Origin of the sequence: Streptomyces sp. NPDC007157 (assembly GCF_040634235.1) — a bacterium.
In the GTDB taxonomy this organism is placed as follows: domain Bacteria; phylum Actinomycetota; class Actinomycetes; order Streptomycetales; family Streptomycetaceae; genus Streptomyces.
In genome coordinates, this window is the sequence record NZ_JBEYFE010000055.1 from 1 (window position 1) to 21156 (window position 21156).

The 21156-nt window shown below is 74.1% G+C and carries 17 protein-coding genes and 1 pseudogene; 6 read left to right on the forward strand and 12 right to left on the reverse strand.

The window, feature by feature from the left end; all coding sequences use genetic code 11:
• The first annotated feature begins 4 nt into the window (after positions 1-4).
• Positions 5-627: pseudogene (locus tag ABZ642_RS45660) on the forward strand (LuxR C-terminal-related transcriptional regulator).
• 181 nt (positions 628-808) lie between these two features.
• On the opposite strand, the gene ABZ642_RS45665 reads toward ABZ642_RS45660, so the two are convergent.
• Genes ABZ642_RS45665 through ABZ642_RS45680 form a run of 4 tightly spaced genes read right to left on the reverse strand, consistent with a single transcriptional unit; the run spans position 809 to position 2849 of the window.
• The gene (locus ABZ642_RS45665) at positions 809-1081 is read right to left on the reverse strand and encodes a hypothetical protein (RefSeq protein WP_360497416.1); all 273 of its coding nucleotides are present in this window, start codon (positions 1079-1081) and stop codon (positions 809-811) included.
• A 21-nt stretch (positions 1082-1102) separates the two neighbouring features.
• Positions 1103-1555 (reverse strand): hypothetical protein, encoded by a 453-nt coding sequence (locus ABZ642_RS45670; RefSeq protein WP_360497419.1) that lies wholly within the window; start codon positions 1553-1555, stop codon positions 1103-1105.
• On the reverse strand, positions 1552-2556 hold the full coding sequence (locus ABZ642_RS45675) for a metallophosphoesterase (RefSeq protein ID WP_360497422.1): 1005 nt from the start codon (positions 2554-2556) through the stop codon (positions 1552-1554). Before ABZ642_RS45675 ends, ABZ642_RS45670 begins: the two co-directional genes overlap by 4 nt.
• Positions 2556-2849, reverse strand: a complete 294-nt coding sequence (locus ABZ642_RS45680) for a plastocyanin/azurin family copper-binding protein (protein WP_360497425.1) — start codon at positions 2847-2849, stop codon at positions 2556-2558. The genes ABZ642_RS45675 and ABZ642_RS45680 overlap by 1 nt, the downstream gene beginning before the upstream one ends.
• Positions 2850-3470: 621 nt before the next feature.
• Between ABZ642_RS45680 and ABZ642_RS45685 the strand changes: the two genes are divergently transcribed.
• The 5 genes from ABZ642_RS45685 to ABZ642_RS45705 all read left to right on the forward strand — a co-directional run bounded on the left by ABZ642_RS45685 (position 3471) and on the right by ABZ642_RS45705 (position 6484).
• Complete coding sequence (locus tag ABZ642_RS45685; protein WP_360497428.1) at positions 3471-4073, forward strand: sigma-70 family RNA polymerase sigma factor; 603 nt, start codon at positions 3471-3473, stop codon at positions 4071-4073.
• 25 nt (positions 4074-4098) lie between these two features.
• On the forward strand, positions 4099-4887 hold the full coding sequence (locus ABZ642_RS45690) for a zf-HC2 domain-containing protein (RefSeq protein ID WP_360497431.1): 789 nt from the start codon (positions 4099-4101) through the stop codon (positions 4885-4887).
• 469 nt (positions 4888-5356) lie between these two features.
• Complete coding sequence (locus tag ABZ642_RS45695; protein ID WP_360497434.1) at positions 5357-5785, forward strand: ATP-binding protein; 429 nt, start codon at positions 5357-5359, stop codon at positions 5783-5785.
• Positions 5782-6243, forward strand: coding sequence for a hypothetical protein (locus ABZ642_RS45700; RefSeq protein ID WP_360497437.1), 462 nt, complete (start codon positions 5782-5784; stop codon positions 6241-6243). The genes ABZ642_RS45695 and ABZ642_RS45700 overlap by 4 nt, the downstream gene beginning before the upstream one ends.
• Positions 6244-6319: 76 nt before the next feature.
• Positions 6320-6484, forward strand: a complete 165-nt coding sequence (locus ABZ642_RS45705; RefSeq protein WP_360497440.1) for a hypothetical protein — start codon at positions 6320-6322, stop codon at positions 6482-6484.
• 21 nt (positions 6485-6505) lie between these two features.
• On the opposite strand, the gene ABZ642_RS45710 is transcribed toward ABZ642_RS45705, so the two are convergent.
• From ABZ642_RS45710 to ABZ642_RS45745, 8 genes are all read right to left on the reverse strand, one after another.
• Positions 6506-7246, reverse strand: a complete 741-nt coding sequence (locus ABZ642_RS45710; RefSeq protein WP_360497443.1) for a class I SAM-dependent methyltransferase — start codon at positions 7244-7246, stop codon at positions 6506-6508.
• A gap of 45 nt (positions 7247-7291) precedes the next feature.
• Complete coding sequence (locus ABZ642_RS45715; protein ID WP_360497446.1) at positions 7292-8173, reverse strand: LuxR C-terminal-related transcriptional regulator; 882 nt, start codon at positions 8171-8173, stop codon at positions 7292-7294.
• A gap of 159 nt (positions 8174-8332) precedes the next feature.
• Positions 8333-10306, reverse strand: a complete 1974-nt coding sequence (locus tag ABZ642_RS45720) for a hypothetical protein (RefSeq protein WP_360497449.1) — start codon at positions 10304-10306, stop codon at positions 8333-8335.
• On the reverse strand, positions 10303-13785 hold the full coding sequence (locus ABZ642_RS45725; RefSeq protein WP_360497452.1) for a DUF5682 family protein: 3483 nt from the start codon (positions 13783-13785) through the stop codon (positions 10303-10305). The genes ABZ642_RS45720 and ABZ642_RS45725 overlap by 4 nt, the downstream gene beginning before the upstream one ends.
• 4 nt (positions 13786-13789) lie before the next feature.
• Complete coding sequence (locus tag ABZ642_RS45730) at positions 13790-14953, reverse strand: AAA family ATPase (RefSeq protein WP_360497455.1); 1164 nt, start codon at positions 14951-14953, stop codon at positions 13790-13792.
• Positions 14950-15072, reverse strand: a complete 123-nt coding sequence (locus ABZ642_RS45735; RefSeq protein ID WP_360497458.1) for a hypothetical protein — start codon at positions 15070-15072, stop codon at positions 14950-14952. Before ABZ642_RS45735 ends, ABZ642_RS45730 begins: the two co-directional genes overlap by 4 nt.
• Positions 15069-20012: a hypothetical protein gene (locus ABZ642_RS45740; protein WP_360497461.1), complete on the reverse strand. Its 4944-nt coding sequence runs from the start codon at positions 20010-20012 to the stop codon at positions 15069-15071. Before ABZ642_RS45740 ends, ABZ642_RS45735 begins: the two co-directional genes overlap by 4 nt.
• Positions 20009-20863, reverse strand: coding sequence for a DUF4132 domain-containing protein (locus tag ABZ642_RS45745; protein ID WP_360497463.1), 855 nt, complete (start codon positions 20861-20863; stop codon positions 20009-20011). Before ABZ642_RS45745 ends, ABZ642_RS45740 begins: the two co-directional genes overlap by 4 nt.
• Positions 20864-21156: the final 293 nt, after the last annotated feature.

Consider the following 21156-nt stretch of genomic DNA (forward strand, 5'->3'; position numbering starts at 1 on the left):
ACGGATCCGCGCTTCCTTCGCCGTCCCGATCCGGGTGCCCCGGGGCCCTCGGGGCGTGCTCTGGGGCGGCCTGCGCCATGAGTGCGTCTTCGGCGACCGGGTCATGGGCGATGTCATGACGGTCGTACGTGCCCTGGAGCGGAACTGGCCGAGGACCTGGCGCTGAGCTGCCGCCTGGACAACCTGCGGGCGGCGGCCGGAGGGACGGTCGTGGACGGCAGACGGGCGGCCGATGCGACGACGAGCGTGGCCGAGCGTCGTCGGCTCGTCGGCATCTGCGCGGAACTCGTGCACATCGCGTCCTCGATTCCCGACGGGCCGCAGCGGCAGCAACTCGACGCCCTCGTCCGGCGGTTGACCGGCGAGGCCATGGACGGCGTACCGGCCGATCCGTCCGTGGTCGCGGCGCCCGGCGGTCGACAGGCGGCAGGTGCGGGCCTGACCGCCCGCGAACGGGAGATCCTCGCCGAGGTCGCGCTCGGCGCGACGAACCGGGAGATCGCCGCGAAGCTCGGGATCGGCGCCGAGACCGTGAAGTCGAGCCTCACCTCCAGCATGCGCAAGCTCGGCGTGCCCAACCGCGCGGCTCTGGTGGCCGTCGCAGTACCAAGGCCACGCGGGCGCTGACGCTGCCGTGGCTCCAGGAGTACATCGGAGGCTGACGAACTCCTGCTCCCCTGGACCACGGACCTCATGAGGAAGTCCGACGCCGTGGGCCCCGCGGCGGGTTCTCCTCGGCGGTGTCCCTGCGTTCGGGGCACCGCCGGGAGGCGTTGCGGGGATGTCGGCAGGTCGGACTCGGTTCCCGTCAGTTCGGCGGGTGGGGGAGGAGCGCGGCCCGTAGAACCCGCTCGGTGATCTCGTCGGGAGGACGGTGGAGAGTCCAGCGGTGTGCCTCGCCGTCCATGGGCAGCACGGCGACGACGGTCTTCCGTGGTGGACGGCCGGGTTCGGTGTACTGGAACTGGCGGATCACGACGGCTGTGTCGTCGTCCAGGCCGAGCAGGGCGCGCACGCTGTCCCTCAGCCTGCGCAGGTGCGGGCCCGGTCCGGTGGTTGCCGGCTGTGGTTGCGGTGACATGGGGGAGACTCCTTGGTTCCGTCACTTGGGTGGTGTGTGGAGGGTGACCCGCTCCCAGACGGGTGGCCTGAGAGGAGGCCGGGCAGCACGGCGCCGTCTGGTCACGCTTGCCTGCCGGACGGCTAGGAGCAGCAGGGTCCCGGCTTCGGCCAGCAGACTGAGCAGGGCCTGTGGGGCGGGCTGCAGACCGTGTTCGGTGAATCCGAAGACGCCTACGGTGCGTGAGGCGGCGAATCCGCCGAGGGCACCCAGCGCCACACCGCCGGCGGCGACGCTCAGCAGCGGAGGCATCCCGATCAGCAGCAGGGCGGCGACCGCGAAGGACACGCTCGCCTGGACCAGGAACAGGGGGCCGACGATGTGGATGAAGCGGTACCCGTCGGCGTAGAGCCGGGCGTGGATGTACCCGCTCGCGGCGAGCGTGCCGGCGGTCGCCACACGCAGGGCCGGGTCGAGGAGTCTTTCGAGCGTCATGTCAGCCTCTTGTCCTTGATCGCCAGCTCCCGGTCGCCCTGCCGGTAGCCGACGGTGCGAATGCCGAGTGCGTCCTTGAGCTGTCGGGCGGGGACGACCTGAGGGGTGGGGGCGGGGGCCCGGCCGGGCTTCGGCAGCGGGTAGGCCGTGGTGGTGGCGGAGTGGAAGGTGATGTTGCCGTCCGTCTTCGTGAACAGCTGGTGGACATGCCCGTTGAGACAGGTGACGGAGGAGAAGCGGCGCAGGAGCGCGATGACCTTCAACGCGTCGTCCGTACTCCAGCCCCACCGCGGGTACATGGCGAACAGCGGAATGTGGCTGAAGACCACGATGGGCGTGTCCGACGACAGTCCCCTGAGGTCCCTGCGCACGAACTCGATCTGTTCGTTGCCCAGATGACCGAGCTTCTCCAGGCTCAGGGTGTTGACCAGGGCGATGAAGTGCACGCCGTGGGTGTCGAAGCTGTACCAGCCGTCGCCGAGCGTGCCCTTGCCGAAGGTCCGCCGGTAGGCGCGGCCCGCATCGCCGATGGAGTCGTGCTCGCCGGGCACGGTGAAGACGCGGTCGGTCTCCATGCCGGTCATCATCTGTCTGACCTGGTCGAACTGTGCCGCCGTGGAAAGGTGGGTGAGGTCGCCGCTGTGCATGACGAAGTCGGGCCGGAAACCGAGCGAGTTGACCTGGTGGATCGCTTCTTTGAAGGAGCCGGTCACGTCCGTGTTCGCCGGACCCTGGAAGCCGATGTGGCTGTCGGAGACCTGCACGAATCGCAGTGCGCCGTTCGCCGTCGTGTCGCGTGCCACCGGGGCGGCCCCGGCGGCGGTGTCCCGGGGGCCGGCGATGTGACTGACCACCTCTCCGCCGGCCACGGTCAGCACCACGGCCCCGCCGAACCATCCTGCGTGCCGGAGGAGTTGGCGCCGGTTCATGTCGTGTTCCCGGGCGGGCCGCTCGGAGTCGCCGATCGGTGCTGCTTGGTGAGGGTCGAGGTACTCGGCCATCAGGTCACCTCCACGGTGGCGGTCATGAACGGATGGATGGTGCAGAGGTAGGCGTAGGTGCCGGGCTTGGTGAACCTGTAGCTGTAGGAGGCGTGGGTGGTCAGGGCGGCCGAATGCAACGGGCCGCCCGTTCTGGCGCTGGTGACGGTGTGGGGGTCGGTGTCCTGGTTGGTCCAGGTCACCGTCGTGCCCGCCTTGACCTTCACGGTGGCCGGGGAGAACGCGAAGTTCTTGATCGCTACGGCGTTCCCGGCCACCGGCGCGGTCGACGTCCCGGTGCTCGGGGAGCTCATGGGCATGCTCATGTTGGGCATGGGTGAGGCGCCGGGAGCGGAGTCTGCCGCGTTCTCCGGTCCGGAGGCACCGGGCATCCCGGCCGTCCGATGCTGACCCCCTCCCGGTGTGATGGCGGCGGCGCCGGTGGATGAGGAATGCGACGACTGGCCGCATGCGCTCAGGAGAACCACCGCGCCGGCGGTGGCGACGGCGAGCCCGGCCGCGGTGCGTGACCGCCGGCCTGGTGTACGAAAATGCGGATACATGCTGCTCCTTCCTCGTGATCGGGTTGGGATGGGCGGTGCGCCGACGGAGTGCGCGGACGAAGCGAAGTCCCGGGCGGTACGCGGCAGTTCCCTGTCCGAGGGCCGGGATCGGCCCGAGGTTCGTACAAGGCGTGCCGCCTACGTCGGCTCTTGACTGACTCCACGGGCGACGGGGGCGAACGGTTCGGTCGGTTCGCACCTTTTTGTGGCGCTTTCGTGCGGTCGCCTTTGTGGCGCTTTCTTGTGGTCGCCGAGGGCCTGTCGCACCTCCGGCGTCCTGCATGCGCGAGCCCGGCGTTCGATCACGGAGAGTGACGGTGCGGGTGCAGTGCATCACAGGACAAAGCCGTAAGTGTGCGCGATGATCGCCTTATGTCCTGGCGTTCCCGAAAACGTGGCCCGAGGACCGATCCGGATCGCTCCGCGGACCGTGTCTCTGGTACAGGGACACTTTCGACCACGGACGAGGAACTGCTGCGCACCCTGTATGCCGAGCACGCGGGACCCCTGTTCCACTACGCGCTCCGGCTGACCTCGGGTGACCGGCAATGGGCGGAGGACGTCGTGCAGGAGACGTTGCTGCGAGCATGGCAGCATCCCGACGCGTTCGAGCCCGCTCGAGGCCCGGCCCGGGCGTGGCTGTGCACGGTCGCCCGGCACCTGGTCATCGATGCCCACCGGGCCCGGCAGGCCAGGCCTCCCGAGGTCGGCGGCGAGGCCCTCGACCGGGTCGCGGAGCAGGCGCCGGGCCAGGACGAGATCGAGCAGGCGCTGCAGAGCTGGGCGGTGGCCGACGCCCTCCGGGCGCTGTCCCCGGACCACCGCGCGGTCCTGTTGGAGACCTACTACCGCGGCCGGACCATGGCGGAGGCCGCGCGGGTGCTGGGCATCCCGCTGGGCACCGTGAAGTCGCGGACGTACTACGCCCTGCACGCCCTGCGGCTGGCGCTGCGGGAACGGGGCATTGAGCCATGATCATGCCGTGCGGGAGGTGGCGACCATGAGTGCGCATTGCGACGCCCTCCGGCTGGCGCTGGGAGGGTACGTCCTGGGCACGCTGCCTCCGGCTGAGATGGAACAGGTGCGTGACCATCTCGCGGGATGCGCCGAGTGCCGGGCGGAACACGCACAGTTGGCGGGACTGCCCGCACTGCTGGCGACGGTGACCGCGACGGAAGCCGCGGGCCGGACGGTGCCGGCTGCCGACGAGGACCTGGCGGGTCGGCTGGTGGCCCGGGCGGCCGAGAGCACGCAGGGCACTCCGCCCGCGCGGCCTGCCGCGGCCGGGGCGCCGCAGGCGCGCGAGGCGGGGGTGCTGGAAAGGCTGCTGCGGCAGGCCGCGGCCCGGCGCCGCAGGACGTGGCGGCTGCAGCTGGCGGGCGCCGCCGCCTCCGTGATGCTCATGGCGGGAGCGGCCGCCGGCACCTGGCTGGCGACCGCCGGGTCCCTGAGCAGTGAGGCGAAGCAGCCGGGACCGACCGCGCCTGCTCCCGCGCGCACCTTCTCCGGAAACGATCCCACCACCGGCGTCACCGCCTCGGTGAAGGTCTCGCCCTCTGCCTGGGGCAGCGTCCTGCTGGTCTCCGCCAAGGGGGCGCCCGCCGGGATCACCTGCCGGCTGCAGGCGGTCGGGCGTGGCGGGGTCAGGGCGGACGGCGCCACCTGGCGGGCGGGCGAATACCCTCCTGGCACCACGGTCCCAGGTGCGGTCCCCATGTCTCCGAGTGCCATCGAGCACTTCGAGATCGTCGCCGGCAACGGTCAGAAGCTCGTCACCATCCGGGCGTGAGGTCGCGAGGAGTCCGCCCGACCCTGGGTCGGGCGGACTCTGACGCACCGGACCAAGGCCGTTCGCGGGACTCCGGCCCGCTCACCTCCAGCGGTCGCCGCGGCGCTGAGCGCCGGCCCCTCTCGTCGCGGGCTCTCGCGAAGAGGACCGACCTTTGGCCTGCTCGACGCGTCGGTGTCCCGACCGGGGGCAGGTCGGCCGATCGCCGGCCACCCGACGGCCGGCGTCCGCGGCTCCCCTGGCCGAGGCGAACGAGTCGGCCTTCCGTCGGCCCCGGCCGGACCTGACAGGAAATACGGCAAAAGGTGCGAATTCCCCGAACCGCTCGGCATGCCTCGTCCGTGGAACTGAATGAGAGCTTCTCCACAGGATCCGGCATACCGACCGCTCCTCGAATGTGTAGGCGGTCTCCCACGATCCGGTCTCCCACGTTCCGGTCTCCGCACATCCACAGAAGAGTCAGAAGACCATGTCTGTAACCGATTCCCCCCGCCTGAGCTCACTGCTCTCCCCGCTCTGCCGCCGCGAGGCACTGCTCACCCTGCCCGCGCAGGAGGCGCACGTTCCCGCCGCTCGTCACTTCGCGGCCGATCTGCTGGAGACCTGGAGCGTTCCCGAGAGCGAGCGGGACTCCGCCGTTCTCATCGTCGACGAACTCGCGGCCAACGCCGCCCGGTACGGGCGCGAGCGCATGACCCTGCTGCTCCTGCTCGACCTCGGCACCCTGCACATTGTGGTCAGTGACTCCGGCACCGCCGTGGAGCGCCCCCGCCCGGACATCGCCCCGGACGAGCACGGACGCGGCACCGGCATCGTCCAGTGCCTCGCAGAGTCGACCGAGGTCCACCAGACGCGCGGCGGCCGCGAGGTCCGCGCCTGCCTGAGGTGTTCGGCATGACCGGCCTCGCACGCCATGGCGTGTGCCCCGGCCCACCGGACGAGGGCGTCACCCCGGACGCCGGCGAGGGGATCGACGCTCCGCCCCCGCGAGAGGCGTACGCGAACGCGCCCGACCTGCGCCGCGAAATGCACCATGTGCTTGCCCTCGGGGCCGAGCGCGACGGCCGCCAGGCCAGGACCGTCGCCCGCCCGCCGGCCGACGCCGCGGTCGCCGAACGCGCCTGGCTGCTGCGCCGGGCGGCCCTCATGGACCGTATGGCCCTGGAAAGCTCCGACCCCGGCCCGGCCGGCGCCGCCGCACAGACCGCCGGACAACTCGTGGCGCACGACCGGTGCCGGCCCGACCTGGTGGCCGGTCCGCACCGACCCGACGCGGTCACGCCCGGCCCCGCCCGCCGCCGTTACGTCCGCCAGGAATACGCAGCCTGGGCGTCCGCCGGGCGACCCGGCACCTGAACCGGCCCGGCACCTGAACCGGCCCGGTTCGTCAGGCCGAGGCTCCTTGCGCGGGCACGGCCGCGACTGTCAGGGGATGTCCACCGAACGCCACGGTCGAGCACGCGGCCCCAAGAGGCTCGAGGTCGTCGAGGGCGGCACCCGCAGGGACTTCCACGACGTCCCCCAGTACGTCGACCGCGCCGTCGCGGAGGCCACACCGCTCTTCACCGAACACCTCGCGGCCGGGCCCCAGGGCTGAACAGCCCCCGCCCGCTGCCGGCTACGCGGGCCTGCGCCACACGGAGATGTGCTTCGTCGAGTCCTGGGTGAACGGGGAACCGTCCCAGTCCGCGACACGCCGCTCCGGTTCGAGACCCGCGATCCTGGCCATCAGGTCCAACTCGGCCGGCCACGCGTACCGGTGCCGGGAGTCGTCGCGGCGGTAACTGCCGTCCTCGCCTTCGCGGGTGAGGTGGTGGGAGACGAGGATCTGCCCGACCAGGTCGAAGGTGTCGAAACCGAGGTGTCCCGCGGACACGTCGAACGGCACCGCGACCTGTCCGGGCGGCAGCAGCCGCAGCGGCGGCACCCCCAGCTCGATCACGAAGCGGCCGCCGGGCGCCAGATGCCGGGCCGCGTTGCGGAAGCACTCGACCTGCTCGTCCTGCGTCAGCAGGTTCGAGATCGTGTTGTAGACGAGGTAGACCAGGGAGAACTCGCCGGGCGCGGTGGCCGTCGCCATGTCCCCGATCACCACTGGCAGCGTCTCGGCGTCGACCTTGCGGCGCAGCACGGCCGCCATGTGCTCGGAGAACTCGATGCCCACCACGGGCACCCCACGCTCCCGGAGCGGCACACCGACCCGACCTGTTCCGATGGCGAACTCCAACGCCCGTCCCCCTCCGGCGAGTTCGGCGAGGAACTCGACGGTCGGCCCGAGCACGGCCGCCGAGGTCATCTCGGTCTCCTCCGCGTCGTAGCGGTCGGCCTCGGCGTGACTCCACAGCTCACTGCTCGTCATGGGCGGCCACTCTGCCGGGCCGCCGGAGCCGCCGTCCACGCAATTTCACGGCCCCGACTCCGTCGGACCCAGCGTCGTCAGTGGCGGCCGGTGCCGACGGCCGCCGACCGTTGTGGTCCTCCTCCGGCCGCTCGCCGCCCGGTCGGGAGCGGGCACCAGGCCCAGGCGCTGGGCGTGCAGGACCGTGCTGAGACGGTCGCGGGTGCCGAGTTTGCGGTAGATGTTCTCGACGTGTTTGTGCACCGTGCGGGCCGAGATGCCCAGACGTCGGCCGATCGCGTCCGCCGTCAGGGCGTCGGTGAGCAGAAGCAGGACGGTGAGTTCACGGGGCGTCAGCGTGCAGTCCGCCGCCCGTTCCTCCGGTTCACCGGCCGTCGCGGCCGACCGGCGCCACTGTTCCAGCAGTTGGCGCTGCTGCTCGACGGCGGCCAGCAGCGGCTGGGCGCGCTCGGCGGTCCGTAGGTGGTCCTCGGTGAAGTCCGCGCCGGAGCGGTAGACCAGGCAGCCGGTGATCGGCGTAACCGTCCCGGGCAGCGGGAGCGCCAGGACCTGGTCCAGGTCCAGGGCCCGGCCGAGGACCTGCACGGTCTCGCTCGCCGTCCAGGCCTTGCCCGCGAGCCGACGGGCCGTGACGGGGACACGCCCGGGGCCGGCCGCGTAGTGGTGGGCGAACGGGTAGCCCGAGCGCAGCACGCCCAGCTCCCGGTGGCCCAGCCGGCCCAACTCGGCGGCCGCGGCGGCCGACATACCGAGCGTGCCCTCGCCCTCGTTCCAGTCGTCCAGTTTGTAGATCAACGTCTCGCCGCCGCACAGGTCGGTCAGCGCGTCGGCGAGCAGTGGCCACAGTCGTTCGGGCTCGCGTTCGTTCAACGCGGCCACGGCCAGCCCGGTGAGGCGTTCGTAGGCCCTGTCCAGCCCCTGTGACACGTGTTCCTCTCTGCCCGCGCCCCTACGCAGTTGTACGCATACCCATGCGACGGCCCGCTGCCGCATGCTTCAACCGGGCACCGGGATCGGGTTCGACGACTCCGGTCGTGCGGGCCGCCGGCACGGGGGAGTGGCGGCCCGCATCGGTGGTCGGCCCGGTCACCCGCCCCAGGCCGCGGCGCACAGCACACGGTCGACCTCGTCCGCGTAGCGCGCCGCGGTCACCCAGGCCCGCGCGAACCGGCACGTGTCCGCCGGTAGCAGGCGGCCGAAGGCGTCGCGCGAGCGTTCCGCCGCGGCCGCGAGCAACTCGTCGAGGATATCCCCGGCCGTGGCGAGACCGTGCCGGTGCAACCGGCGGCTGTCCGCGGCCGCGTTCCCCGGGAAGGCCAGCACACGCCGGCCGCCCGAAGCCGCCTGCTCGACCCGGCGACGCAGCAGGTGCAGAGGTGCCTCCTCCGACGTGGGTACGGTGGTGGCCGGCGCCGGAGCCGGCAGATCCGCGTGCTGGAGCCGGTCCAGGCCCAGGTCGACACGGCTCCCGGCGAGCGTCGGGTGCTCGGTCGCGAGCAACTGCGCACGGGCGTGCGGGGCCGCCACCAGACGCGCGATCACGCGCAGTCGGCTGCCCCGGGCGGCGGACAGCAACCGCAGGTTGTCGCGGTGCGGGAGCGCCGGATGGTCGTGCGCCGCCGTCAGCCGCAGCGGCACGCCGCCGCAGTCGGCCAGCAGACCGTCGCCCGCCGCCTCACGCACCACGCCGACCGGCGTGACCTCCAGGAACAGCAGATCGTGCCCTCCGCTCAGGGCCCGCCCGACCTGTTCGGCCACCGGCACCGCCCAGAGCCGGTCCAGCGGCTCGGCCCGCCAGTCCGCACCGGACGCGCGCACGGCCCGTACCCCCGCGCCCGCCCCCAGCCGCCCGGTCGGCGACACCGTCGCCCCGGACACCGCGAGACCCGCCCGCGCCAACTCGCGGTGCGTCAACGCCGTGTCGCCGATGCGTACGGCGCGGTCGGCGGCGCCCACCGCCCGGCCCGCGCCGCCCGGGGCCACGTCCGAGACCGTGTACAGACGGCCGTCGGCGTCGGCGGTCCAGGTGACGGCCCCCGCGTAGCCGCTCGCGGTCAGCACGGGCTCGGAGAACAGGCCGTACAGCCGCAGCGAACCGTCCGGGGTGTACGGCTGCCGTACGGTCCCGCGCAGCCCGGTCAGTTCCGGACCCGTCGCGGACGGCACGCGGTGAGCCACGTACAGGGTCTCCGACAGGGCGGCGACCAGGTCGGCCAGCCGGAAAGCCGGGTCGGCCGCGCGGGCCGCACGCAACGCGGTGACCATGGAGACCACCGCCGTGGCCGCCCGGGGGAGCCCCGCGAGGCGCGCGGCGTGCGCGGTGCGCAGCAGCTCCGCCTGGAGCACGGCGCCGGAACCGTCCGTACCGGCGTCGAGTACGGCGGCCCCGGCGGCGAAGACCGCTTCGGCGACGGCGTGTTGAGGGGGCGTGGCGGACTCCTCGGAGGCGGGAGCGGGGGCCACCGGTGTGGTCGGGTCGGCCACCGGCTTCCCGGCGTTCCCGGCGTTCCCGGAGACGCCCGCCACCGGCACGTCCGAGACCCCGTCGGCGCCCTGTGCTGCCACGGCCGCGTCGGCGCCTGGCACTGCCACAACCGAGTCGGCCCCCGGCCCCGTGCCTGGCACTGCCACAACCGAGTCGGCCCCCGGCCCCGTGCCGGACACCGCCACAACCGAGTCGGCCCCCGGCCCCGTGCCGGACACCGCCACAACCGATTCGGCGCCCTGCGCCGCCATGGTGGCGTCGGCCGTCGGCGCGGGTGCGGCCGGGTCCGCCACCGGGGCCGCCGAAGCCGCCGCCGCGCGGTGCAGGCAGTCCGGGGCCAGCAGGCAGCCGCAGCGGATGGCCGTCGCATCGGCCACGACGCCCTCGGGGGCGTGCAGTTCGAGCACCGAGCCCTCGTCGTCGACGGTGATGCGTACGGTGTCGCCGTCCCGGACCGCCGGGCGGTCCGACAGCTTGGCGATGCCCGCGTCCAGCCGTTTGCGCAGCCGGGGTGAGAGGGCCGTGACCAGTTCGGCGGTCACGGCCGGGTCGACCGGCGGCAGTTCGAGGCTCATGCGATCTTCTCCCCTACCCAGCGGGCGAGTTCGAGGGGGCTGAGGGCGGCGACCGGCATCCCGGCGGCCACCAGCTGCCCGGCGATCCCGGTGGAGTACCGGGGGCGCCCCGAGTCGTCGAGGCCGGCGCAGCCCAGCACCTGACAGCCCGCGCCGACCAGTGCCCTGACCTCGGCGAGCAGCCCGCCGACCGGATAACCCTCCTCGAAGTCGCTGATCACGACGACGAGCGTCCGGGACGGCACCGTCACCAGCTCACGCGCGTGCCGCAGCCCGGCCGCGATATGGGTGCCGCCGCCCACACTGACCTCCAGCAGCAGTGCCAGCGGGTCCTCGACATGGTCGGTGAGGTCGATGACCTCGGTGGAGAACGCCAGGAAGTGCGTGGACAGGGTCGGCACACCGGCCAGCACCGAGGCCGTGAGCGCCGCCCAGACGGTCGACGCCTCCATGGACCCCGACACGTCGGTGACCAGGATCAGCCGCCAGTCGGCGGCGCGCCGGGCCCGGGTCCGGAAGACCGGGCGCTCCGGGATCACCTGGACCGTGCCGTCGGCCGCCCGGCGGGCGGTGGCCAGGTTGGCCCGCAGCGTGCGAGCCAGGTCGAGGCCGCCGCCCGGACGCCTGCTGGGGCGAGGCAGCGCCGTGCCGTGCAGCGCGGGGCGCAGCCGCGTCGCCAGCTCCCGGGTCAGCGCGTCGACCAGGCGTCGTACCAGCGGGCGCAGCGCCGCCAGCCGGGCCTCCGGCAGCCCGCCCGCGTGCCGCAGGACCGAGCGCAGCAGGTCCACGGAGGGGCGCACGCTGTCCGGATCCAGCTCGGCCAGCACGTCCTGACGGCCGGTCGCGGCGGCCGCCGCCAGCACCTCCTCCCGGACACCCGGCCCGAACAGCGCCGTCAGTTCCTCCGACCACTCCCGCACCCCGGGATACGGTGCCTCACGCCCGCCGCCGCCCCCGCCCCCGAGGTCGCCCCGGCTGCCCTCGCCGCGCCCGCTGCCGTACAACTCGTCCAGCGCGGTCGCCAAGGCGCGTGCCCGCTGGGGAAGTTGATCGGTGCGGCGGCCGAGCAGCAGGCGCCAGCGGTCGGCGGGGGCCAGCCGATGGTCCGCCGGGAGCGCGGTGGCGGTGGCGGGCTCGGGCTCCGCCCGCTCCCGGGACGGCGGCAACAGGCCTAGCGTGCGCAGGGTTTCGCGGGCCGCGAGATCCGCGCGGGTCCAGGTGGCCAGCGCCACCGGGTCGACCGTGCCGGTGTCCGCGACCCGGTCGGTGCCGAGTCGCGCCTCGACACCGGCCAGCAGGCGGCCGCGGTCGGCCGGGCTCAGCGTGTCGAAACCGCCGCGCAGGGCCGGCAGCCGGTCGAGGAAGTCCCGGTCGGACAGCTCCGACACCCGGCCGACCAGGGGTTCCAGCGCCGGCGCTGCCGCCTCCAGCAGCCGCCCGGCGGCCGTCAGCAGCCCCGTCAGCCGGGCGGTGAGCGCGGTCCGCGACTCGGCGTCGACAGCCCCGTCCACCCAGGAGGCGACCCGGCCCCCGAAGGCCCCCGGGTCCTCCTGACCGAGCAGGACACGAACGGCTCCGGCGGCACCCCGCATCAACGGGGATCCGTCGGCGGCCAGCCGGGCCAGCGCGTCGGTCAGCCGGATACCACCCAACAGATCCGCACGGTGGGCGAGTTCGAGCAGGGCGTGAGCGTCGGCCGGGTCCTCGGAACCGGTGAGGCCGTCCACCTGGCGCACCGCGGCGGCGGTCAGCAGCTCGGCCACGGCGACCGTCCGCGCCGCACGGTCCGCGTCCGTGTCGAGACCGGCGACATGACCGGCCCGCAGCCGGTCCAGCAGGGCCAGCCCGCTGAGGAGTTCGGGCAGGGTGCCGGCGTCCGGAAGCACGGCGGCGGTGTCGTCGAGCCCTTCGTCCACCAGGCCGGGCAGACCGCAGTGGGCCGCCTGCTCCAGGCCGTCGAGCACCTGCGCCGCCGTGGGGCCGCCTGCCTCGCGCTCCTTGCGGCTCCGCTCGCGCAGCAGGCCCTCGGCCGCCTGGACGAGGGTGACCCCGCGGACCCCCGCCGCCGTCAGCATCGCGGCGGTGGCCGGAGTCCAGCGCACCTCCCAGCGCGACGTGAGAGCGTCGGCACCGCCGGTACCGGCCACCGGCCTGTGCTCGGCATACGGCACCGAGCACAACGCCAGGCGGCGCAGCAGCAGTTCGCGGCGCCGGTCGAGGTCCGAGCGCAGGGGGTCGAGCCGCAGGTCCCGGGCGGGGCCGCGGTCCGCCGGGCCGGGCAGGCCGAGGGCGGCCAACTCGGCCTCCACGGCCGGGGCGAGGCCGCTGCGCGGGGCGCCGGGTGCGGGCCTTCCGACGCGGTGGCCGACCAACACGTTCTCCATGGCCTTGGCCACGGCCCGGCCTCGGCCGTACGGCTCGCCCTGTGCCAGTACCGCCTGGACCGCCTCGACCAACTCGCCGCGGCCCGCGGCCGGGAGGTTGCGGAGGCGGGCGAGGTCTCCGGAGAGGCGGGTGATCTCCCTGGCGTCGGCCGGGCCCGAGGGGTGGCCCTGCGCACGGAGCTCGGCGCAGATGCGTACGGCTGTGCGGGTCAACGCATCCTCCAGCGCGGTCGGTTCACCCGCCGCTTCGAGGACCATGTGCTGCCATTCCGGGTCGCGGATGCCGGCGGGGTAGCCAGAACGCTCGTCCAGCAGGGCGTATGTGTAAGGGATGAGGGAGGTGGTCCATTCGGCCGCGGATTGTGTGTGGCCGGTCGCGCCCACACCGCGGTAGCCGCACATCGACTGCTGCCCCGCGTCCCTGAGGGGGCGCACCAGTGCCGGAGTGTGGAAGGCGCCGACCACTGCGGCCGCTCGCTCGCCCCCCTTCGTGGCCTCTGCCAGCCTGGAACGCATCCACTCCTCCCGCCGCAGGTCCACCTCCGACACGGCCGACTCCTCCCGCAGCGCCCACCCCGTCAACAGCGCCGCCCGGCGCAGTGCCTCCGGTGTCGAACCGGGCGCGGCGGCCTCGACCAGCCGGTCCCAGAGGTCGTCGCCCGGGCGCCCGGTGAGCCGGGAACGCAGTGCGCCCGACAGCCGGCCCGGCCCCTGCGCCGCACGTTCCCCCTCCCGCCACCCCCGATCAGCCAGCGGCAGATCGCAAGCGACCACCGGCACCGCTCTCCGCGCCGCCCACCGCACCGCCGCCAGCTCCGGGGAGAAGTCCGCGAACGGATAGAACGCCGGGCCGGTGCCGCCGTCGGCCGGTGCCGCCGCGAGGGCCACCGGGGCGCGGGTGTCCTCGTGGGCCAGCCACGGCAGCCAGTCCTGCAGTTCGGCCGGCAGCTCGACGAGCAGCACGTCCGGCTTCGCCGCGTCCAGCAGCGCGGGCACCGCCGCGGCCAGGGAGGGCGCGTGGTGCCGTACACCGATCAGGTACGGCCCGGCGGAGTCGGTGAGGGCCGCCAGGGCTGCCTCGGGGGTGTCGGTCACGAGGTCACGCCTCCAGGACAGTGCGCAGGTCCCACAGGGTGCGCCAGGTCGCCGAGCCCTGTTCCGCGCGCCGTCGTACCGGACCGTCCCAGTAGCCGCGCAGCCGGGCCGCGTCGGCGGGATCGTCCTTGCGCACGACGCCCAGGAGATGGCCCGGGAGCAGGCCGAGAACGTCGCGGTCCCCGGGGAAGTAGGCCGCGGCCAGGGCCAGCGCACCCGCCACCGACACCGCCTCCGCCGTGCTCATCACCGTGGACGGGCGTTCCACCTCCCAGCCCTCCGCCGACCGTCCCTCACGCAGATCCCGGAACGCGGTGACCAGTGCCTCGAGCACCGCGTCGTCGACCTGGAAGGGCGCTCCGGCCCGCTCCACGGACGCCCGCGCCTGGCCGCGTACCAGCGCGGTCTCGGCGTCCAGGTCCGGAATCGGGCCCACGGTCTCGAAGTTGAAGCGGCGCTTGAGCGCGGCGGACATCTCCGAGACGCCCTTGTCCCGCAGGTTGGCCGTGGCGATGAGGGTGAAGCCGGGCGCGGCATGCGCCAACGCGTCGTCCGTGCCCGCTAGTTCGGGCACCGCGATGCGCCGTTCGGACAGCAGCGACACCAGGGAGTCCTGGACCTCGGGCAGACAGCGGGTCACCTCCTCCACCCGTGCGACGGCGCCCCGGGACATCGCGGTGAGCACCGGGGACGGGACGAGCGCCTGCCGGCTGGGCCCCTGGGCGAGCAACAGGGCGTAGTTCCAGCCGTACTTGAGCTGGTCCTCGGTCGTGCCCGCCGTGCCCTGCACGACCAGCCCGCTGGTGCCGCACACGGCAGCCGACAGCAGTTCGGACAGCATCGACTTGGCGGTGCCGGGCTCGCCGACCAGCAGCAGACCCCGCTCACCCGCGAGCGTCACCACGCAGCGCTCGACCAGGGCCCGGTCGCCGACGAACTTGTCCTCCACGACCAGTCGGCGCGGCACCCCCGCCGGCACCTCGGCGTCGTCGGGCAGCCGCAGCGCCTGGCCGCCGCTGCCCATGACGAAGGTGACGACGGCGCGGGGCGTGAGCCGCCAGGCGGGCGGGCGCGGCCCGGCGTCGTACGCCGCGAGGAAGGCCAGTTCGGTGGCGTACCGGTCCTCGGGCGGCACGATCTGGCGGAGCGGAGCGGCACTGGCGGTCATCGGTGGTCGTCCTTCGCGGTGGTACGGGTGGTGGTGCCGGCGGTGGTACGGGTGGTGGTGGCACGGGTGCGGGTGGCGGCGGCGGGACGGGTGCGGGTGGCGGCGCGGAACGGGGTCATCGGCGGCGGCCGCCGCGGGTCACTCGCGTGGTCAGCTGCTCGTACGCGGGCGCGTCCCCGGCCCGCACGCGCTCCCAGGCGCGGGCGAACAGCTCCGACACCGGGACCAGCGGCAGGGTGCGGGCGCCGTCGGAGACCGGGTAGAGCGCTTCCTTCCAGGTCTCCACCGGCAGGGCCGGGGCCTTGAGGTCGCGCCAGCCGCCGGGCAGGAAGAGGGTGCGGCCGGCGCGCGGGCGCTTGGCCTCCACGACCAGAGCGCTCGCCGTCAGTTCGGCGCGTGCCTTCTTCGTCCGGGCGGGCTTCCAGCCGGTCCAGCGCGCGCAGTTGCGGTCGGTCGGGTCGGGCAGCGCCAGCACCTGGAGGTAGAGCGCCGCCGCGTCCTCGCCGAGACCGTGGGCCGAAGCGACCTCGGTGACCAGGGCGGGCACACTGACCGTGGGGTCCTGGGCGTATCCCGCGGGTCCGTCGGCCGCGAGGGCGCGGTCCAGGTCGCCGCCGAGGATCGTCCGGACGGCGCGCAGCGAGGTCGTACGCCCCTCGCCGAGCAGGCCCTCCAGGAGCCCGAAGACGGAGTCGTCCGGTCCGCTCAGCGTGGCCGTCCGGACCAGTACATGCTCCGTGTCCGAGTACCAGGGACGCAGTACCAGCGTGTCGCCGGCCCGGGTCACGCCGTCGGCGTCGGCGCCGCCGGACTCGGGCAGGCCGAACACCTTGCGCAGCTGGACGGAGGTCGGGCCGCCCTTCTCCGTCCAGTCCAGGCCCAGTTCGAGCAGCAGTTCGGGGTCGGCCAGGCGACGGCGCAGCGCGGGGAGTCCGTCCGCCAGCCCGGCCCGCAGCGTATGCCCGTACGGCAGCACGTACGCGAGCGCCGCCAGGCTCTGCACGGCCCCGGCCAGCGCGTACGAACCGGGTACCGCCGACGGGTCGGCGGGCGTCAGGTCGCCGTCCTTGTCGGGCCGGAACACCGTGGTACGGGTGAGCCAGGGGGTGCGCGCGGGGTTGAGAACGGCCTCGGCATGACCGACGCCCATGCCGGCCAGATCGGTACTGAGGTCCTCCGGCAGACGCACCAGGGTGCCGAGGCGCTCGGTCCAGAGCCGCGCAGCGGACGCCGTGTCGGGGCCGGTCGTCCACAGCTCGGCCGGGTCGTCCGGCAGCAGCGCGCCGAGGAGCGCCCGCTGCTCGTCCAGGCCCAGAGAGTTCAACAGCCCGGCACCGAAGCCGCGCTGACGAGGCTTGAGACCGATGGTGGCAAGGCCCTCGGCACCGGGTGCCTGCGGATGGCCGGCCAGCAGCACCGTGGCCTGGAGCGGACCGAGCCCGCCGTTCGTCGCGGACGCCAGCGCCTCGGGGGCTCCGGGCCGCCAGGGCGCGGCGCCCTTCTCCCGGACCAGCCGGGTCAGGGCCGCGAGCCGGTCCGCCGGAATCCCGGTGGCATGCCGGGTCTCCCGGACCAGCGTGAAGTGCCCGACGGCACCGAACGCCCCGGACGGATCGTGGTCCAGGGCCAGCCACTCGACCTGGCCCAGCCGGGCGTCCACCCTCTGGCAGCCGAGTATCACCACCGTACGGCCGTCCCGGCGCAGCACCTGGCCCGTCCGCTGCTGTTTGTCGTGCGGTTCGCCGAGCACCACTTCGCGCAGCGTGGTCCCGAGCCCGGGGAGCGGTCCCTCGGCCAGCGCCTCGAACAGCAGGAGCAGCGGCTCGCGCTGGACGTCGGTGAGGGCAGGCGAGGCCGCGCGGTAGGCGAGCGGTCGCAGCACGCCGAGGACGGCCGGCCAGATCGCGCCGATGCCGGGGACGGTGTGCTCTTCGCTCAGCCAGCCGTCGCCGACGGCGAGCCGCTCGGGTCCCGGCAGCGGCCTGCCGTCGGCGGGCCTGCCGGACAGCACGTGGTTCACCGAGCGGATCTGGCGCAGCGCGGCCCAGCCGCTCTGCCACGCGTTCTGCAGGGGCACGACTCCGCTGACGGCGTCGTGCAGATTCCGGTCCCCGCCGTGCTCCGGGGAGTAGTCCGCGAACATGCCCTCGGTCCGCTGCCGGGGCTGTCGCGGCCGCTCCTTCGGGGGCGTGGCCAGGGACTCGGCCGACTCGGCGACCCGCAGCGCCGCCCGGACGAGGGAGGAGACACCGGTCAGCAGCCGCCGGTCGGTGAGTCCGGGCAGCGACTGTGCCACCGCGGCCAGGGCGACCTCGTCGGCGGCCGGCACCGCGGCCCTCGCCCTGTCGTCCTGCCCCGCCAGGGCCAGCGCCTGCCGGCGCTCGTCCAGTGCCGTCGCCGTCGCCCGCATCAGCGCACCGGCCGCCTCGTCGGTCAGGGCGCGCAGTACCCCCGACCCGTGCTCGTCGCGGGGGCGCAGCGCGTGCCAGAACGCGACCGGCGGCACCAGACGGGTGCCGGCCGCGTACGCCCCGCCGGACTCGCCGAAGGACACCCGCCCGAGCTCGGTGCCGTCCTCCGCGTGCAGGGCGACGCTCTGGTACATCTGCGCGGCGATCGGCTCGGCCCCGCCCGGCAGCCGCAGCGCGCCCAGCGGCACGCCCGGAACCCGGCCGTTGCGGGCCGCCCGCAGGGTCGCCGTCCGCCCGTCCGGCGTGCCGGCGACGGTCCGGGCCTCGGCGCCCTCGCCCTCCGTGCGCACCCAGCGCCCCAGGACCGTGCCGTCGGTTCCGAACGGGCTGTGCTCAAGACCGGGTTGCAACGGCAGCACCTCGCAGGAGCCGTGCAGCAGCGAGGCGTCCTCGCGGACCGCCGACGCCAGCAGCGCCGGCAGCGAGGCACGTCCGTGCTCACCGGTCGCCGGGTCGTACTCCAGCCACACCGACTGCCGCCCCTGCCTGCCCTGACGCCAGTACGTGGTGCCGTCGCCCAGCAGCGGGCGGCTCGGCGGCAGGACCGTGTCCCCGGCATGCAGTGTGCGGCCGCCCGTGGCCCGGCCGCCACCGGGCAGCGGCACCGAGGCGTTGGCCGCGTCCATGCCGGACCACCAGCCGGGTACCTGCTCACCGCCGAGCGGGAACACCTCGGACGGGCGGTTCGACCAGTAGCCGTGCTGCTTCGAGCCGTCCCGCCACAGCACCAGCAACTCGCCGTCGACGTAACGGAACCGGGGCCGCTGCCAGCGGTCCAGATCCGTCGGCAGCCGCAGGTCGTGCGTGAGCAGCACCCCCTCGGGGCCGACCACGATCGCCTTGTGACCGCGCGCCAGGATCAGTGCGGGCCATGCCTCGGTCACCGACAGCGCGTTGTCCCGGTCCTTGCGCACCTCGGAGTCGAGCAGTCGCAGCGCCTCCTCCAGCGCGGGCCAGCCCAGTTCGTCGAGGATTCCGGCGCGGAGCGTACGGCCGAGGACCGGGACGACGTCGTACCCGGTGAGCCGGCCGACGGCGCGCGGGCTCTCCCGTACCACCGCCCGGAAGGGGCGCAGCCGCTCCAGCTTGGAGGCGGCGCCGGGCAGTCCGGTCGTGGCGGCGAACTCCGAGGTCGCCTCCCGCAGCCACTCGCGCAGCACGTCGCCGAGGACCGGATGCGCGGCCACCCTGGGGAGCTCCGCGGGCCCCTGACCCTGCCCGAGCCCTTCGACGGCCTCGAACAGCATGGTCCGGTAACGGGATTCGGCCGCCAGCGCCTTGAGGTCCCGCTGCCCGGCCCGCTCGTCGCGCAGCCAGATGCTCAGCGGCAGGTGCACCTGCGCGTCCGTGTCGGGAACGGCCAGTGCGACGCCCTCCGCCACGCACAGGTCCAGCAGATCGAGGTCGGCCCCGGCATGCCAGCGACCGGTGAAGAGGTCCACGGGCCGTCCGGACGCCCGCAGCCGGGACGCCATCCGCTCGACCAGCGCCAGCGTCGCGGGGGAGCGGTGCGAGTACGCCGCCCCGTGCTTGCGGTGCTGGGCCCAGCGGCTCAGCCAGTCCGCCGCGTCCACGTCCCCGTCGTCGGTGAGCAGCTGATCCGCTCCGCACTCCGCAAGCAGCGCCAGCCAGAACTCGTCGTCCGCCACCTCCCGGCCCAGCCCGGCCGGCATGATCTCCAGCAGCCGCACCCGGATCTCGGGCCGCTCCTCGGCGAGGACCGGCAGCACGCCGCGGTAGGCGTTCCAGAAGGAGGCCGGCGCCCGTACGGCGGCCGGGGAGGCGAGCAGGTCGGCGACCAGGGCACACTCCTCGGTGACCCGGCCGAGACCCGCTGCCTTGATCAGCCCGCGCGCGTCCTGCGGCAGCGAGGCGTACGGGGGCATCCCGGCCGCGCAGCGCTCCACCGTCAGCTGCCGGAACTGCGCCCAGGCGGTGGCCGGTTCGAGCCGCCGCGCGAGGTCCTTCACGTATTCCTTGAGCGCCTTGACCGTGAGCGCCCCGGCGAAGGCGAACTCCAGGAACACCGCGCGCTGCCGCTCCTCGTCCACGGTCAGGGCGTGCACCCGCTCCGCCTCGCGGGCCTTGCCGAAGAAGGCCGCCGCGTAGGTGGTGTTCTCGTGCTGGAGGAAGACCCGCGCGGCCTGCTCGTAGAAGGTCGGCAGGAAGTGCGGGACCGCGCGGCCCAGCCGCTCGCCGAGCGCCTCGAAGCCCTCCTTCGCGTTGCCCGGCTTGGACTTGGCCTGCCGGGCCAGCCGCTCGACGTCCTTGACCAGGGCGAGGGCGTGATGCCCGTTGGCCGGGTCGTGGACCAGTGCCCAGGCGGGGAAGCCCAGGGTCTCCCGGCGCACCTGGCCGACTTCGGGCGCCTCGGGGTCCCGGGCGAGGCCGAGGAACTCCAGGGCCAGGTCCTCGGCCTCGCCGAGGGTGCCCGGCACCAGGCGCACCACCGGGCGGTCGTCCAGGGCGGGGTGGGTGTAGGTACGGGCCGTCAGGACGTCGGCGTCCTCGCGCCGGGTGGTGCCCGACGGCAGGATCGCGCCGGCGTCGAGCAGCGTGGCCGTGGTGGTGTCGTCGTACGTGGTCATGCCGCCCGCTCCTCGTCCTCGATGTCCCGCCCGGCGTACAGCGCAGCCGCCATGCGCATGCCCTCCGACCAGGCGACCGGGCCGACCTGACCCAGCTTCAGCGCCCGGCCGGCCGGATCGGTCCACACCAGCGGGCCGGTCTCGGTCTCGTAGTAGGCGTCGAAGTCACCGACCCAGACCCGGGCCTCGATCCCGCGGCCCTCCTCCAGCACGGAGCACACCGCGTGGCCGCCGCGCACCCGGTACCCCAACTGCGTGGCCCTGCCGTGCAGGAAGCGCAGCTCCTTGAACACCCCGCCCGCGTACTCCTCGACCTGGGCGGCGTCCGCGTCCAGGTCGGCCGGGCGGTGCCAGACCTCGCGGAAGAGCTGCTGGGCCTTCTGCTCGACGCCCAGCTCGACAGCGAACTCCCGCAGCTCCTCCAGGTCTTCGAGGAGCACCGGGTGCGGCAGCCGGACCAGGTCGGGGGCGATGCGCACGGTGTCGCCGTCGAGGTCCACCAGGCCGAGCCCGCGCTCGGCGTCGGCGTCCCGCAGGAAACCGGCGACCTCGCCGTCGGCGCCGGTGACCACCAGGTCGCGCAGCGCCGCCTGCCAGGCCGGGTCCGGCCAGACGCGGGCGAGGACCTCCAACGGCACCGGCAGCGAACGGGTCAACCACCGCTCCACATCGGCCAGGCACTGCCGTTCGTGCCGCTCCAGCCACTCGACGAGCTGCCGCAGCCCCACCACCGCCGGATCGTCCGCGAGCTTCGCGGGCACGGACTTCAGCCGTCGCCCGGCCGCGTTGCGGCAGACCACCTTCCCGTCGTCCAGGGCCACTTCGTAGTCCCCGGCCGTCACCCACCCCATGCGTGCCTCCCCGCACCGCAGTGATCAAGTGATGGCGACTGTAGGGGAGACCACTGACAACGCCCTCCGCGGTCCCCAGAGACAGAGGGAAACCGCCGCTCATCAGGGGCGACAAGAGCCACCGAGAGGCGTGAGGCGGGATCCGGGAACGGCCCCGGTCGGATACGGGAACGGCCCCGGGGCCCGGGGCGAACCCCACCGCCCCGGCCGGGCGGGAGGCCCCCGGGGCGGGGGGCCACCCCCCCCCCCCCCCCGCCGCCGCCCGCAAGGCAAGAACCACCGCCGGAAAACCC